Raw genomic sequence first — 13,881 nt, forward strand, 5'->3', positions numbered from 1 at the left:
ATACCCAACCCCGCAGCGCTCGACACTCCTATGGGGTCGGATCGGCGCTTACTTTACCTGGACAGTGATCTTTTCAGACTCCACGCTCGGCTTGAACGGCACGTGGTACTGATCGCCCAGCACCAGTTGCAGTGTGTGCTTGCCTGGGGCGAGTGTGATGGTCGCTTCGGTCTGCGCCTTGCCGAAGTGCAGCACCTGCGGCCCGGCTGGCAACGCAGTTCCCGCAGCCGGCATCAGGCTGGTCGGCAGCGGCATGTCGGCGACCGGCTGCTTGTCCACATCCACCAGCAAATGGTGGTGGCCGGTATGCGGAGTCTGATCGCCAGCAGGCTTGAGCTCCATGCCCTCGATGCCGAATTTCACGGTGAAGGTCTTGTCCACCGTGGCGCCATCGGCCGGTGAAACGATGAAGACTTTGGCACCCTTAGGCGGCTCCTGGCTTTTGAGGGCATCCGCTGCGCCGGCCATCATCGACACCCCCAGCAGCAGGCCAGCCACGGCAGCACGGGAAAATAAGCTGTTCATCAACGTCTCCTGTGGTTCACTTGAAAACACCGCCATCAAACAATGGCCGCGATGATTCAACATAGTTGAATTACCCGTTCGCAGCGATCATGGCCCCAGGGCACAAATTTTTCAGTTAGGGTTAAACCTCGCCAAGGCTTGAAGGTCATAGGCTGCGCTCGACCGCGATGGGGAAGAAAATCGCGGCGAAAGTTATTCATTTGCTAGATAAAAAGGGGCACGACATGCGTTCGACCATAGGCGTACTGCTGGCAGTACTGATCACTCCGTTGGCTCAGGCCGAGCTGATAGACGAAATTGCCGACCGGGGCGAACTACGCATTGCCGTGCAAGCCGACAACGCACCCTATTCTTTCAAGCAAGACGACCGCCTGACGGGCTTTGAGGTCGAGTTCGGCCAGGACTTGGCCCGCGAACTCGACTTGCGTGCCGAGTTTCTGGAAGCCACAGCCGAGCAAGTGCTGCCGGGGGTCGAAAGCGGAAAGTACGATGTTGCCCTTACCCCCTCTAGCGAGGCGCCCAATGCCGATGGCCCGTTCGATGTAAGCCAGGCGTTTGGCGAAAAGAAGCTGGTGATCCCTTTCCAGAAAGATAACCCGGCCTTCGAAAGCGCGGTCAACAACGCCATTCAACGCCTCAAAGACAGCGGCCGTATGGCAGAACTTGAGCGCAAGTGGTTCAAGGGCATGCAGGCAGGCCAAGCGACCCCTGCCGCCCTTGCTCCAACGCCCGCCAACTGAACATCCCCCGGCAGGCACTCACTCGATAGATCAGAACGGGTCGTTGCCACGGCGCCGGAACCAGCCAGTCAACGACAGGCGTTCGCGCGTAGCTGGCAACACCTCGTGCGGCACTACGCCGGAAAGAAAAATCGCCAGGCAGCCGGCCAAAGGCTGCACATCGTGCTCGACACCGCCGGCCAGGAACATGCGCAACTGCCCACCGTTCTCTGGCTGCCAGTCTTCGTTCAGATACAGCACTGCCGACACCATGCGCCGGTCATCGTCACGGAAGCGGTCCAGGTGCCGGCGATAGAACGCACCCGGTGGGTACAGGGCGAAGTGGCATTCGAAATCCTCCAGGCCCAGAAACAAGCCCTGGTTCATGGCTTGACGCAATTGGTCCATGGCCGCCAGGTAATCATCGCAAGCCGGGGCCTGGCCAGGGTCGATCCACTGGATCTGATCGCCGCGAATGCTCTCGCGCACCTCCTGGGCATCGCCGCGCCCTACAGCGGCCGGGTTGAGTTGACCTTCGGCATCACGGCGGCGGCATTCGGCCGCCAGCGCGCGCACCAGGTCGGCAGGCAGAAAGAGCGCCTGCTGCGACCAGCCATGGGTGGCCAGATCGTCAACGACGGCCGCAAACATCGGGTTTTCGGGGGAGATGTGCATGGCGCGCATCATATCCATTCACTCTGTCGGCGCACAGCGCCACTTGGCTGAGAAGCGTTAGGATTGCTCGACAAAACGGCGCCCGTCCAAGGACAATAGCTACCTGCCGACAGGAGTCCTGAATGCGCCGTTTGTTTTCCCTGCTTCTGCTGATGATCTGCACCATGCCTGTCCGGGCAGACAGCCTTGATCAACTGTACAAAGCCGCCGGCTGGCCTGACCAGCGCGCCCATTTCACCGACGCCGTGAGCGCAGCTCAGCAACGCTATCGCAATAGCTTGCCGCCTGCGGTTTATCAGGCGCTGGTCAACAACAGCAACCAGCGCTTCCAAGCCAAGGCGATGGACAGCCGTGCGTTGGCCAAACTGCGCAGCACCCTGCCCAACCCGACACCGGCCCTAGCGTTCTTCCAGTCGCCATTGGGGCGCAAGATCGTTGCCGCCGAGCTGCTCGCCACGCGCAAGGACCAGTTGGCAAAGCACGCCGAGGGCCTGCCGAAGATGCAGGCCAGCGACAACCGGATGCTGGTCATAGGCCACTTGGCCCAGGCGCTGCCGGCCCGTGAAGCCGGTGCCGAAGTCAGCCTGGCGATTGCCGGGGTGGCCGCCGACAGCCTCAGTTCGATGATCCCTGGCCTGTTCGGCCCAAGCCAAGCCCAAGGGCTGCTCGACGGCCAGCGCCAGCGGCTGATGGGGCAGATCGGCCAGGACCTGAACAACACGCTGCTGTATGTGTACCGTGACCTGTCCGACGATGAACTCGAAGAATTCGCCACGTTCGCCGAGTCGCCGGAAGGCAAAGCCTATTACCAGGCGGCTGTAGCTGCGGTGCGTGCTGGCCTTGCGGTTGGCCAGAACAGCGCTGACCTCAAGTAATCAGCCCATGCGCTGCCCGATGAAGTCAAAGTAGCGCTGGCGGATGCCTGGCAACTCGTTGGCCAAGTGGTGACGGGCTTGGGGCAGCAGCAGGATCTGCGGCTCGTCGAACTTGGCCTTGAGCACTTGAAGGTTGTAGGGCCAATCCACCGTACCATCGTCCTCCCCCTGTACGATCAGCGGCCGCCGCGCGCAATGCGGCGCCGCTTCGATGCGCTTGACCCAGGCGATCAATGCACCGACCCACGCCGTGGGCAAGCGCCGAGGCTGGAGCGGGTCGGCTTCGAGAAACGGCAGGAACGTCGGGTCGTTGGTGTTCTCACTGAAGCGGCGCTCGATGCCATCGACAAAGTGGCGCAACACCCGATAACTGAACTTCGACCAGCGCCATGCCCGCGGCCGTACCAGTGGCGCCAGCAGGATCACCTGGCCATCGACCGGGCTGCGCTCACCTTGATGCAGCAGGTGATCCACAGCTATGGCACCACCGGTGCTCTGCCCGCACAAATGCCAGGGGCGTGGCAGCCCAAGGCTTCGCGCCTGCTCGAACAAAGCCTCCAGCACACGCTGATAGACCGCGAAATCACCGATGCTCGCGCGCTCGCCACTAGACAGGCCATGGCCTGGCAAGTCGCAGCTGATTACCGCGTACCCAAGCGCCAGTGCCCACTCGATGACATGCCGATAGAGGCCCATGTGGTCGTAATAGCCGTGCAGTAGGAACAGCGTCGCTTTTGGCTTTTCAGGCAGCCAGACTTGCCCAACCAACTCGAACCCTGCCGCCTGAAAACCGCCCAGCCAGCTCTGCACCGGCAGGTTCAAGCCATAGAAGCGTTGATAGTCCTGCGCCTGGTTGGACAACGCCTGACGCGTGGCCAACGGCGCAAGGCTGGCACGCAGGGGATCGGGGTGAAAGGAAGCAGGCATCAGGTACATCCAAGGCGGATCGAGTATTGATCTGCGATATTCAGCTCTGGCCGACTCCGTGGCAAGCTTGCTCACCTCGAAGGCACCGAGATCAGCCTGTCGGAGTGACAGCATCCTCTGTCTGCGCTGGCCTCTTCAAGGCTTGAGCCGCTCCATAGGTTTGCGCTCATCTCATGGCATGTGCAGCGCCTGTAGAAGCGGGTTACAGGCGAAGCCGGTGCGCCACACCGCAACGCATTCTTCGCGGCTAAAGCCGCTCGTATAAAAGGCCGCAGGAAACTCATGAAGCCTATGAACACCAAAAAGATCCTGGCGGCGCTCGCACTGATGCTCTGCGCCCTTGTTCTCTGGCAGGCCTACATCACCTTCCAGTCCCGCTACCTGCGCCCGTTCGACAATCAGACCAAGCTGTTCGACGGCAGCCAGCTACGCCTACCTGCCGGGTTAGCCGGCCCCGGGGCGATCCGCGTCGTGCACTTCTGGGACCCGGCCTGCCCCTGCAACGTGGGCAACCAGCAGCACCTTGGCGATCTGATTGCCCAGTTCGCCGACCAGGGCGTGGCATTCTACGTTGTGCAAAAGCCCGGCAGCCAAGGCCTGCTGCCCGCCAACCTCGCCAGCCTGCAAACCCTCGACAACCTGCCCGGCAGCGAACACCTGCCCGCCTCCCCTGCCGTGGCCATCTGGGACCGTCAGGGCAACCTTGCCTACTTCGGCCCCTACAGCGAAGGCGCGGTGTGCAATGCCAGTAACAGTTTCATCGAGCCGATCCTCAAAGCACTGCTGGCCGGGCGTAAGGTCAACGCCTCGAATACGCTGGCCGTAGGCTGCTACTGCCCCTGGACCGGCTGACACACCCGCGCCGGGTTACCCACGACGGTCGCCCCCGCTGGGACATCACGGGTCACCACACTGCCGGCGCCCACGATGGCGTTGTCGCCAATGGTCACCCCCGGCAGCACGATCGCTGCACCGCCGATCCACACATTGTTGCCAATGGTCACCGGTCGCCCGCTTTCCAGCCCACTACGCCGGACCTCGGGGTCAAGCGGATGGTCAGCCGCGTAGATCTGCACGTTGGGGCCGATCTGGCAGTCATCACCAATGCGCACTGGCACCACATCAAGGATCACGCAGTTGAAGTTCATGAACGTATTGCGGCCGATACTGATGTTGTAGCCGTAGTCGCAGTAGAACGGCGGGCGGATCACCGTGCCCTCGCCAACGTGGCCTAGATGCTCGGCCAGCAGGTCGTTGCGCGCTTCGTTGGGCAGCTCGACGCTGTTGTTGTAACGGTGCATCCAGTGCTTGCTGGCGATCTGTTCGGCCTGCAGCTCGGGGCAGCCAGCGTGATACAGCTGGCCTGTGAGCATTTTCTGTTTTTCGCTGAGGGACATGGAAACTCCTTTCAGGGGGCTATGCTCTGTTCGCGAATCCGTCGATGATCGGACCACAGTTTCCGCTCGAATGCACAAGGAGTCTCGATGAAGCGCAGCCTGACCCTGTTTGCCGTGGCCGTTGTATCCGTGGCCGCTGGCGCCGGTTACTGGTACGTGCACGGCAAGCTGCCACAGCGTTCGGGCGAGGTGGCCATGGCTGGGCTGCAGGCGCCGGTCAGCGTGCGCTATGACGCCCGTGGCGTGCCCCACCTGCAAGCCCAGAACGAAGCGGACCTGTACCGCGCCCTGGGCTACGTGCATGCCCAGGATCGCTTGTTCCAAATGGAGATCATGCGCCGCCTGGCCCGTGGGGAACTGGCCGAAATATTCGGTAGCAAGCTGCTGCCCACCGACACCCTGTTTCGCAGCCTGCGCATCCGTGAACAGGCCGCGTTGATGGCTCAGCGCCAGGACCATCAATCGCCCGCATGGCAAGCCCTGCAGGCCTATCTTGAGGGCGTCAACGCCTGGCAGGCCAGCCACCCCAAGCCGATGGAGTTCGACCTGATCGGCATCACCCCACGGCCGTTTACAGCCCAAGACACCCTGAGCATCGCCGGCTATCTGGCTTACAGTTTTGCGGCGGCCTTTCGCACCGAACCTGCACTGACCTACATCCGCGACCAGCTTGGCCCGCAATACCTGAAAATTTTCGACCTCGACTGGCAACCGCAGGGCGCGCTCGGTACGCCGCTAGCCGCTGCCGATTGGCAAAGCCTCGAAAGCGTGGCATTTGCCAGCCACCACGCGCTGATCGACGCCGGTATCCCGCAGTTCGAAGGCAGCAATGCCTGGGCTGTTTCCGGTAGCCGCACCCGCAGCGGCAAACCCTTGCTGGCCGGTGACCCGCACATCAGTTTCGCCGTACCTGCCGTCTGGTACGAAGCCGAGCTCTCGGCACCTGGCTTCAACCTGTATGGCTACTTCCAGGCGCTGAACCCGTTCGCGATGTTAGGGCACAACCGTGATTTCGGCTGGAGCCTGACCATGTTCCAGAACGATGACGTCGACCTGATCGCGGAACAGACCAACCCCGCCAACCCCGACCAAGTAAAAATCGACGGCCAGTGGCAGACACTGGAACAGACCGAGCAGCAGATTGCGGTCAAAGGTGAGCAACCGGTGACCATCAACCTGCGCCGCTCAAGCCACGGCCCAATCGTCAATGAAGTCATCGGCAGCGCAGCCGGGCCTCGGCCGATTGCCATGTGGTGGGCGTTTCTCGAAACCGAGAACCCGATCCTGGAGGGGTTCTATCAGCTCAACCGCGCCGACACCTTGGGCAAGATGCGCGAAGCCGCTGCCAAGGTGCAGGCGCCAGGGCTGAATTTGGTCTGGGCCAACGCACGTGGCGACATTGGCTGGTGGGCGGCGGCGAAACTGCCGATCCGCCCAGATAGTGTGAACCCGGCGTTCATTCTCGACGGTGCCAGCGGCCAGGCCGACAAACTCGGTTTCTATCCATTCAGCGTCAACCCGCAACAGGAGAACCCGGCCAGCGGCTATATCGTCTCGGCCAACTACCAGCCACCTTCCCTGGTGCCGATACCCGGCTACTACAACCTCGCCGACCGCGGCCGCCAGCTCGATCGCCAGCTGGCCAACCCGCAAGTGAAATGGGACACGCACAATAGCCAGGCGCTGCAGCTTGATACGGCCAGCGATTACGGTTCGCGTACCTTAGCGCCACTGTTGGCAACTCTGCGCGAGGTCGCTAAGGGCGACGAGGAGAAGGAACTGGTCGAGCAGCTGGCAGCCTGGCGCGGCGACTACCCGCTGGATTCCACCAGCGCCACGCTGTTCAACCAGTTCCTCTACGAGCTGGCGTTCGCAGCCCTGCATGACGAGTTGGGCGATACCTGGTTCCCGATACTGATCAGCACCCGCACCATCGACGCCGCCCTGCCACGCCTGGCGGCGGATGCCGACTCACCGTGGTGGAATACCCGCGGTGGCAACCAGCGTTCCGACCGTACCGCCGTCGTGCGCACAGCCTGGCAGCAAAGCCTGAAACACCTGCGCGACACCATGGGTAGCGACCCGGCCAGCTGGCAATGGGGCAAAGCCCATACCCTGACCCACAACCACCCTCTTGGGGCCAAAAAGCCGCTGAACCTACTGTTCAACGTCGGGCCGTTCGCCGCGCCCGGTACCCATGAGGTGCCGAACAACCTCTCGGCGAAGATCGGCCCGGCGCCATGGCCGGTGACCTATGGGCCATCGACCCGGCGCCTGATCGACTTTGCCGATGCCGGGCAGGCACTGACCAGCAACCCGGTCGGGCAGAGTGGCGTGCCGTTCGACCAGCATTTTTCGGATCAGGCCCAAGGGTATGTCGAAGGCAACTACCAGCGAGCACAGATGGGTGTGATTCCGGCGCAGAGCACGCTCAGGCTTGTACCTGGCGGATGAACAACAGCCGCAACTGCGCCACGCAGCGCACCCTCATTAACCTGCAACCGCTTATCAGCCGAGGTCCATCCATGCAAAAACACTTCATCGAAATCGACGGCGCGCGCATAAGCTATGTAGACCAGGGGCAAGGCTTCCCGGTACTGCTCGGTCATAGCTATTTGTGGTCGGCGGCCATGTGGCAGCCACAAATCGATGCCCTGTCACAGCACTTTCGTGTCATCGTCCCTGAACTCTGGGGCCATGGCGACTCCGATGCCCCACCGCCCACCACCACCGACATGAGCGCCCTGACCCGTCAGCACCTGGCACTGCTGGACGCGCTGAACATCCCGCAATGCCACCTGGTCGGCCTGTCAGTCGGCGGCATGTGGGGTGCGCAACTGGCCATTGAGCACCCCGAGCGAGTCGACCGCCTGGTGTTGATGGACACCTACCTCGGCGCCGAACCAGAAGCGACCCGGCAGAAGTACTTCGCCCTGCTGGATGCAGCGAGCGCGGCAGGCCACTTCAGCGATGAGCTGCTGGATATCATCGTGCCAATCTTCTTCCATGCCGGTGGGCAGACGGTGCCGGAGATTCGCGACCAGTTTCGCGCCGACCTCAAGGCAAGCACAGCCGAAACCATTCGGCATAGCCTGGACCCAATGGGGCGAGTGATTTTTGGCAGGCCGGACCTGTTGCCGCAGCTATGCGCGATTGCCGGTGAGCGGGCCATCGTGCTCTGTGGCGATCAGGACATTCCTCGGCCGCCTGAAGAGTCCAATGAAATGGCGCGGATCATTGGCTGCCTGGCGGCCCAGATTCCGTTTGCGGGGCATATCTCCAGCCTGGAGAACCCCAAGGTGGTCAATGATTTCCTGTTGAACTGGCTACCGCGCAAGGCTTGAGCTCATCCCTGTGCGGAACGGGGCAGCTGCCCCAGCTCGCCAGCCACACACAAAAACGCCGACGCAAAAGCATCGGCGTTTTTACATCTCAAGAACGAATCAGAACGCAGGCAACACCGCACCCTGATACTTCTTGGCAATGAATTCCTTCACCTCAGGGCTGGTCAGGGCCTTGGCTAGCTTCTGAATCGCGTCGCTGTCTTTGTTGTCTGGGCGGGCCACCAGGAAGTTCACGTATGGCGAGTCGCTACCCTCGATCACCAGCGCATCCTTGGCAGGATTCAGGCCGGCTTCCAGGGCGTAGTTGGTATTGATCATGTCCAGGTCAACCTGATCCAGCACGCGAGGTAGCATGGCCGACTCGAGCTCGCGGAATTTAAGCTTCTTCGGGTTCTCGGCAATGTCTTTCGGGGTTGCCAGAGCGTTCTTCGGGTCTTTCAGGGTCAGCAGGCCGGCTTTCTGCAGCAGCAGCAAGGCGCGGCCGCTGTTGCTGCCCTCGTTAGGGATGGCAACGGTGGCGCCTTCCTTGAGCTCGTCCAGGCTCTTGACCTTCTTCGAGTAACCACCGAACGGCTCGACATGCACGCCGACCACGGTCACCAGGTGAGTACCCTTGCCTTCGTTGAAGTTCTGTAGGTATGGCAGGGTCTGGAAGTAGTTGGCGTCCAGGCGTTTTTGATCAACCTGGACGTTGGGCTGCACATAGTCGGTGAACACCTTGATCTGCAGGTCCACACCCTCCTTGGCCAAGGTCGGCTTGATCAGCTCGAGGATCTCGGCGTGGGGTACAGGCGTGGCAGCAACCACCAATTTCTCGGCAGCCGATGCCAGGCCAGCGAACGACAGGGTAGCGGCCAGGGCCGTGGTCAGCAGGGTCTTTTTCATGGTGTTCCTTGTTATGGATCTGAGCCATCGAGGATGGCGAAGTCGGGGGCCCAACCGTTTAAGCGGTGGGCGTGAGTCGGACGATACCGAGATTTTTTATACCTTAACAATATCTTTTAATTCGCCGCTTATTCCAAAAGCAAAATGCCACCACTGACTTCGCTATTAGCCCATCTAAGCTGCGGGCCCCGGCAGATCGAGGTCTTGAGGCAACAGTTCATCCCCGTCGTTCACCAGCAGCGCAAAATGGATCACGTTCTCCAGCTCGCGGGTATTACCAGGCCAGGCATGCGCCTCCAATACCTGCTGCGCCGCTTCGCTGATCAATGCCAGAGGCCGCTGCAGGCGAACGCTGTAGATGCCCACGAAATACTCGGCCAAGGGCAGGATGTCACCCGGGCGTTCGCGCAGCGGCGGCAATAGAAGCGCGCCTTCGTTCAGATACTGGTACAGCCGTTCATTGAAGCGGCCGGCCTTCACCACCCGCGCCAGGTCGATGCTGCTGGCCGCTACCAGACGCACATCCACAGGCTGGGGCTGCTGTGCGCCAACACGGGTCACCTCGCGGTTTTCCAGGGCCGCTAGCAACTTGCCCTGGATGGCCAAGGGCAGGTCGGCGATCTCGTCCAGATACAAAGTGCCGCCATTGGCCGAACCGAACCAGCCAGCGCGGCTACTGGCGGTGCCGCCCTGGCTGCCTGCGCTATAGCCGAACAGCTCCGCGTCGGCATAGGTCGGGCTTATGGCCGCGCAGTTGACCGACACGAACAACCCAGGCCGATCACTGGCGCGGTGAATTTGCCGAGCCAGCAGCTCCTTGCCGGTACCGGTCTCGCCACGGATCAGCACTGGCACAGGCAGTGGCGCAAGCCGCTCCAGCGCCTCACGCAACAGTTGCGAGCGTGGGTCGATGAACACCAGCGCCTTGGCACGTATGCTCAGCGGGCTCTTGTCCAGCTCCGGAAAGGTCAGCAGGGGCTGGCCGAATGGGTTTTGAATGGTCATGACAAACTCCCGCCCCATACCGTCGGTGGCTGGGCGTCAGGCAAGGGTGAACGTACGTGGTCGATCAGGCGCGGCGCAGCGCGCGCTGCTCGACTCGGCTTTGCAAGCGGTACAAATAGGCGAAGCCCTGTTCCCAGCGTTGGTGGCCGGACTTGACATTGATATGCCCGGCATTGCTCAACAGGCCCGCGTCGGCGCCCCAGACCTGGGCGAGGTACAGGGCCCGGGTTACGCTGACTGCCGGGTCGTTGTCGGAGCTGACGACCTGGCTGGGGAACGGCAGCGCCTGCAACGGGATCGGCGCAAAGTTGCGCAAAGCCTCCGCGCAGGTAGGCCGCTCGACATCCGCCGGCGCCACAAGCAACGCCCCACGGACCTGACGCAGCAATGCCGGGTTAGCCTGTGCGGCCCAATGGGCGACAGCGATGCAGCCCAGGCTGTGGGCGATAAGGATCACGGGTGTGGGTTCGGCGGCTATTGCCTGCTCCAACGCTTTTACCCAGTCGCTGCGCTGGGGTGTGAGCCAGTCATGCTGCTCGACTCGGGCGCTGTTGGGCAGCGTGCGCTGCCAGTGGCTCTGCCAATGGTTGTCTGGCGATCCTTGCCAGCCCGGCACAATCAGGTAACGAATCAGCTCATTGCGCATGGGACGCCTCCAACTAGTTTGCGTGTTTGAAGATCAGTATAGGGAACTAGTTATATGCGTAAAGGAATAAGAGGATATTTATCAATAACCAAAAGTTAGATTGATAGTGATCATCCCGTTCGCGGCCACCTTGCAGTCGTAAAAAAGCCCGGGACTGGGCCCGGGCTGTTCATTCACTGATGACACTCAGATGTCTGTCACCTTCTGCCAGACCTTCGGCCGGAAGAACAGTGTCTCCCCGCGCGCCAACCCAGCCAGGCTGTCGTGGTCCTTAACCACCTCGGCTTCGATCAGCTCGCTCTGCCCTTCTACCTTCAAGGTCACCCGCGTGGTCGCCCCTAGCGGGCGGATGTCACGCACTTCGGCCGCGTGGTGCCCCTCGGTTTCATGGCGCGAGAGCGACACTTCGTGCGGGCGGAACAACACATGCTGCCCCTCGCTCAAGGCCAGACGGTTCGAATCACCCAGGAAGTGGTACACGAAATCGTTGGCCGGCTGCTCATACACCTCCCCCGGCGAGCCGATCTGCTCGATGACACCCTTGTTCATCACCACGATGCGGTCGGCCACTTCCATGGCTTCTTCCTGATCGTGAGTCACGAACACCGAGGTGAGGTTGATATCCTCGTGCAGCCGGGCCAACCAGCGGCGCAGCTCCTTGCGCACCTTGGCATCGAGCGCACCAAAGGGCTCATCGAGCAGCAGCACCTTAGGCTCCACTGCCAAGGCGCGGGCCAGGGCGATGCGCTGGCGCTGGCCACCGGATAGCTGCTCTGGGTAGCGATCGGACAGCCAATCCAATTGCACCATGTTCAGAAGCTCATGGACCTTTTCAGCGATCCTGCTCTCGCTCGGACGCTCACCCTTGGGCTTCATGCGCAGGCCAAAGGCGACGTTGTCGAACACGCTCATGTGGCGGAACAACGCATAATGCTGGAACACGAAGCCAACGTTACGATCGCGCACATCGTGGCCGGATACGTCCTGGCCGTGGAACACGATACTGCCCTGGTCCGGGGTTTCCAGGCCGGCGATTATACGCAGCAGGGTGGTCTTGCCGCAGCCCGACGGGCCGAGCAGCGCTACCAGTTCGCCGCTGTTGATGTCCAGGTTGATGTCGTTGAGGGCCTGGAAGCTGTTGAAGCGCTTGCTGACATTACGAACTTCGATCGACATGAATCATTCCTTCGCGGCGCTGTGGCGCAGGCGGTTAATACGGTTCTCGCTCAACTGCTTGAGCAGCAGGATGAAGAGCGCCAGGATCAGCAACAGGCTGGCCACGCTAAAGGCCGCAACATGGTTGTACTCGTTGTAGAGGATCTCCACGTGCAACGGCAAGGTGTTGGTCACGCCACGGATGTGGCCCGACACCACAGACACCGCGCCGAACTCGCCCATCGCCCGCGCGGTACACAGCACCACGCCGTAGATCAGGCCCCATTTGATGTTCGGCAAGGTTACGTGCCAGAACATCTGCCAGCCATTGGCACCGAGTAGACGTGCAGCCTCCTCTTCTTGAGTGCCCTGCTCCTGCATCAGCGGGATCAGCTCACGGGCCACGAATGGCACGGTGACGAAAATGGTCGCCAGGACGATACCCGGCAAGGCAAACACGATCTGGATGTCGTGGTCCTGCAACCAGGGGCCGAACAGCCCCTGCGCGCCGAACATCAGCACGTACACCAGGCCCGCGATGACCGGCGAGACCGAAAACGGCAGGTCGATCAGGGTCACCAGCACGCTCTTGCCACGGAAGGTGTATTTGCTGACGCACCAGGCGGCGCTGACACCGAACACCAGGTTGAGCGGCACCGAGATGACCACGGCGAGCAAGGTCAGCTTCAATGCTGACAAGGCATCGGGTTCGAAGATCGCTTCGAAAAAGGTGCCAAAACCGTTTTTCAGCGCCTGCGACACCACAATCACCAGCGGCAGCAGCAGAAACAGCACAAACACCAGCCAGCCAAGGCCGATCAGGATGCGCCGCGACGTGGCGCTGCCTCGCCGGGCGGCATTGGCGGCAGCACTTGCATTCAGGGTTGAACTGGACATGCGGCCTCCTTCAAGGGGTTTCGATGCGACGCTGCAGCAGGTTGATCAGCAGCAGCAGGATGAAGGAAACCACCAGCATCAGCACGCCGATGGCAGTGGCGCCGGTGTAGTCGTACTGGTCGAGCTTGACCATGATCAGCAACGGCAGAATCTCGGTCTTCATCGGCATGTTGCCAGCGATGAAAATCACCGACCCGTACTCGCCAACGCCCCGGGCAAAGGCCAGGGCAAAGCCGGTGAGCCAGGCAGGCAGCAGCGCTGGCGCCAGAATGTGGCGGAACACCTGCACAGGCTTGGCGCCCAGGCAGGCAGCCGCCTCCTCGACCTCGCGCGGGATGTCCGCAAGCACCGGCTGCACCGTGCGCACCACGAATGGCAAGGTGACGAAGGTCAGCGCCAAAGTGATCCCCAGCGGGGTGTAGGCGATCTTGAAGCCCAGGTCGGTAGCGAACTGGCCAACCCAGCCATTTGGTGCGTACAGCGCGGTCAACGCGATCCCGGCAACGGCGGTGGGTAAGGCGAACGGCAGGTCGATCATCGCGTCGATGATCTTGCGTCCGGGGAAGGTGTAACGCACCAGCACCCAAGCCAGCAGGGTACCGATCACGCCGTTGATGATGGCGGCAAACAGCGCGGTGCCGAAGCTCAGTTGCAGTGCGGCGATCACCCGTGGGGCACTGACGATGGTCCAGAACTGCGCGAAGGTCAGCTGCGAGGCATGGATGAACATGGCCGCCAGCGGTATCAGCACGATCAGGCTGAGATACACCAAGGTGTAACCCAGCGTCAGCCCGAAGCCGGGTATGACGGGGGAAATGCGACGTGACATAA

The 13,881-nt window shown here is 61.7% G+C and carries 15 protein-coding genes; 5 read left to right on the forward strand and 10 right to left on the reverse strand.

Annotation, left to right across the window (positions count from 1 at the left end; translation table 11 throughout):
- Positions 1-48: 48 nt before the first annotated feature.
- On the reverse strand, positions 49-525 hold the full coding sequence (locus J5M56_RS20475) for a DUF4399 domain-containing protein (RefSeq protein ID WP_186476232.1): 477 nt from the start codon (positions 523-525) through the stop codon (positions 49-51).
- A gap of 224 nt (positions 526-749) precedes the next feature.
- On the opposite strand from J5M56_RS20475, the gene J5M56_RS20480 reads away from it, so the two are divergent.
- Entirely contained in the window at positions 750-1,265 is a 516-nt protein-coding gene (locus tag J5M56_RS20480) for a transporter substrate-binding domain-containing protein (RefSeq protein WP_207937648.1), read from the forward strand.
- 30 nt (positions 1,266-1,295) lie between these two features.
- On the opposite strand, the gene J5M56_RS20485 is transcribed toward J5M56_RS20480, so the two are convergent.
- Positions 1,296-1,928: a 2OG-Fe(II) oxygenase gene (locus tag J5M56_RS20485; protein WP_207937661.1), complete on the reverse strand. Its 633-nt coding sequence runs from the start codon at positions 1,926-1,928 to the stop codon at positions 1,296-1,298.
- A gap of 113 nt (positions 1,929-2,041) precedes the next feature.
- On the opposite strand from J5M56_RS20485, the gene J5M56_RS20490 reads away from it, so the two are divergent.
- Complete coding sequence (locus J5M56_RS20490) at positions 2,042-2,794, forward strand: DUF2059 domain-containing protein (RefSeq protein ID WP_186476230.1); 753 nt, start codon at positions 2,042-2,044, stop codon at positions 2,792-2,794.
- On the opposite strand, the gene J5M56_RS20495 is transcribed toward J5M56_RS20490, so the two are convergent.
- A complete protein-coding gene (locus J5M56_RS20495; protein ID WP_186476229.1) occupies positions 2,795-3,721 on the reverse strand; it encodes an alpha/beta hydrolase in 927 nt (308 codons plus the stop codon).
- 282 nt (positions 3,722-4,003) lie between these two features.
- Between J5M56_RS20495 and J5M56_RS20500 the strand changes: the two genes are divergently transcribed.
- Positions 4,004-4,573 (forward strand): DUF6436 domain-containing protein, encoded by a 570-nt coding sequence (locus J5M56_RS20500; protein ID WP_186476228.1) that lies wholly within the window; start codon positions 4,004-4,006, stop codon positions 4,571-4,573.
- Here the strand turns inward: J5M56_RS20500 and J5M56_RS20505 are convergent.
- Positions 4,552-5,118, reverse strand: coding sequence for a sugar O-acetyltransferase (locus J5M56_RS20505; protein WP_207937649.1), 567 nt, complete (start codon positions 5,116-5,118; stop codon positions 4,552-4,554). The genes J5M56_RS20500 and J5M56_RS20505 overlap by 22 nt on opposite strands.
- Positions 5,119-5,205: 87 nt before the next feature.
- Here J5M56_RS20505 and J5M56_RS20510 point away from each other — a divergent pair, with 87 nt between their 5' ends.
- Complete coding sequence (locus J5M56_RS20510) at positions 5,206-7,572, forward strand: penicillin acylase family protein (RefSeq protein WP_207937650.1); 2,367 nt, start codon at positions 5,206-5,208, stop codon at positions 7,570-7,572.
- A 71-nt stretch (positions 7,573-7,643) separates the two neighbouring features.
- Positions 7,644-8,462, forward strand: coding sequence for an alpha/beta fold hydrolase (locus J5M56_RS20515; protein WP_207937651.1), 819 nt, complete (start codon positions 7,644-7,646; stop codon positions 8,460-8,462).
- A gap of 99 nt (positions 8,463-8,561) precedes the next feature.
- Here the strand turns inward: J5M56_RS20515 and J5M56_RS20520 are convergent, their stop codons facing one another.
- From J5M56_RS20520 to cysT, 6 genes are all read right to left on the reverse strand, one after another.
- Positions 8,562-9,347, reverse strand: a complete 786-nt coding sequence (locus J5M56_RS20520) for a MetQ/NlpA family ABC transporter substrate-binding protein (RefSeq protein WP_186476224.1) — start codon at positions 9,345-9,347, stop codon at positions 8,562-8,564.
- Positions 9,348-9,521: 174 nt separating this feature from the next.
- On the reverse strand, positions 9,522-10,352 hold the full coding sequence (locus J5M56_RS20525) for a sigma 54-interacting transcriptional regulator (protein ID WP_207937652.1): 831 nt from the start codon (positions 10,350-10,352) through the stop codon (positions 9,522-9,524).
- 64 nt (positions 10,353-10,416) lie between these two features.
- Positions 10,417-10,998 (reverse strand): alpha/beta hydrolase, encoded by a 582-nt coding sequence (locus J5M56_RS20530; protein WP_207937653.1) that lies wholly within the window; start codon positions 10,996-10,998, stop codon positions 10,417-10,419.
- A 186-nt stretch (positions 10,999-11,184) separates the two neighbouring features.
- The gene (locus tag J5M56_RS20535; RefSeq protein WP_207937654.1) at positions 11,185-12,174 is read right to left on the reverse strand and encodes a sulfate ABC transporter ATP-binding protein; all 990 of its coding nucleotides are present in this window, start codon (positions 12,172-12,174) and stop codon (positions 11,185-11,187) included.
- 3 nt (positions 12,175-12,177) lie between these two features.
- The gene (gene cysW / locus J5M56_RS20540) at positions 12,178-13,050 is read right to left on the reverse strand and encodes a sulfate ABC transporter permease subunit CysW (protein WP_207937655.1); all 873 of its coding nucleotides are present in this window, start codon (positions 13,048-13,050) and stop codon (positions 12,178-12,180) included.
- A 10-nt stretch (positions 13,051-13,060) separates the two neighbouring features.
- On the reverse strand, positions 13,061-13,879 hold the full coding sequence (gene cysT / locus J5M56_RS20545) for a sulfate ABC transporter permease subunit CysT (protein WP_186476219.1): 819 nt from the start codon (positions 13,877-13,879) through the stop codon (positions 13,061-13,063).
- Between the last annotated feature and the right edge of the window lie 2 nt (positions 13,880-13,881).

Source organism: Pseudomonas sp. 51_B (assembly GCF_017491595.1).
In the GTDB taxonomy this organism is placed as follows: domain Bacteria; phylum Pseudomonadota; class Gammaproteobacteria; order Pseudomonadales; family Pseudomonadaceae; genus Aquipseudomonas; species Aquipseudomonas promysalinigenes.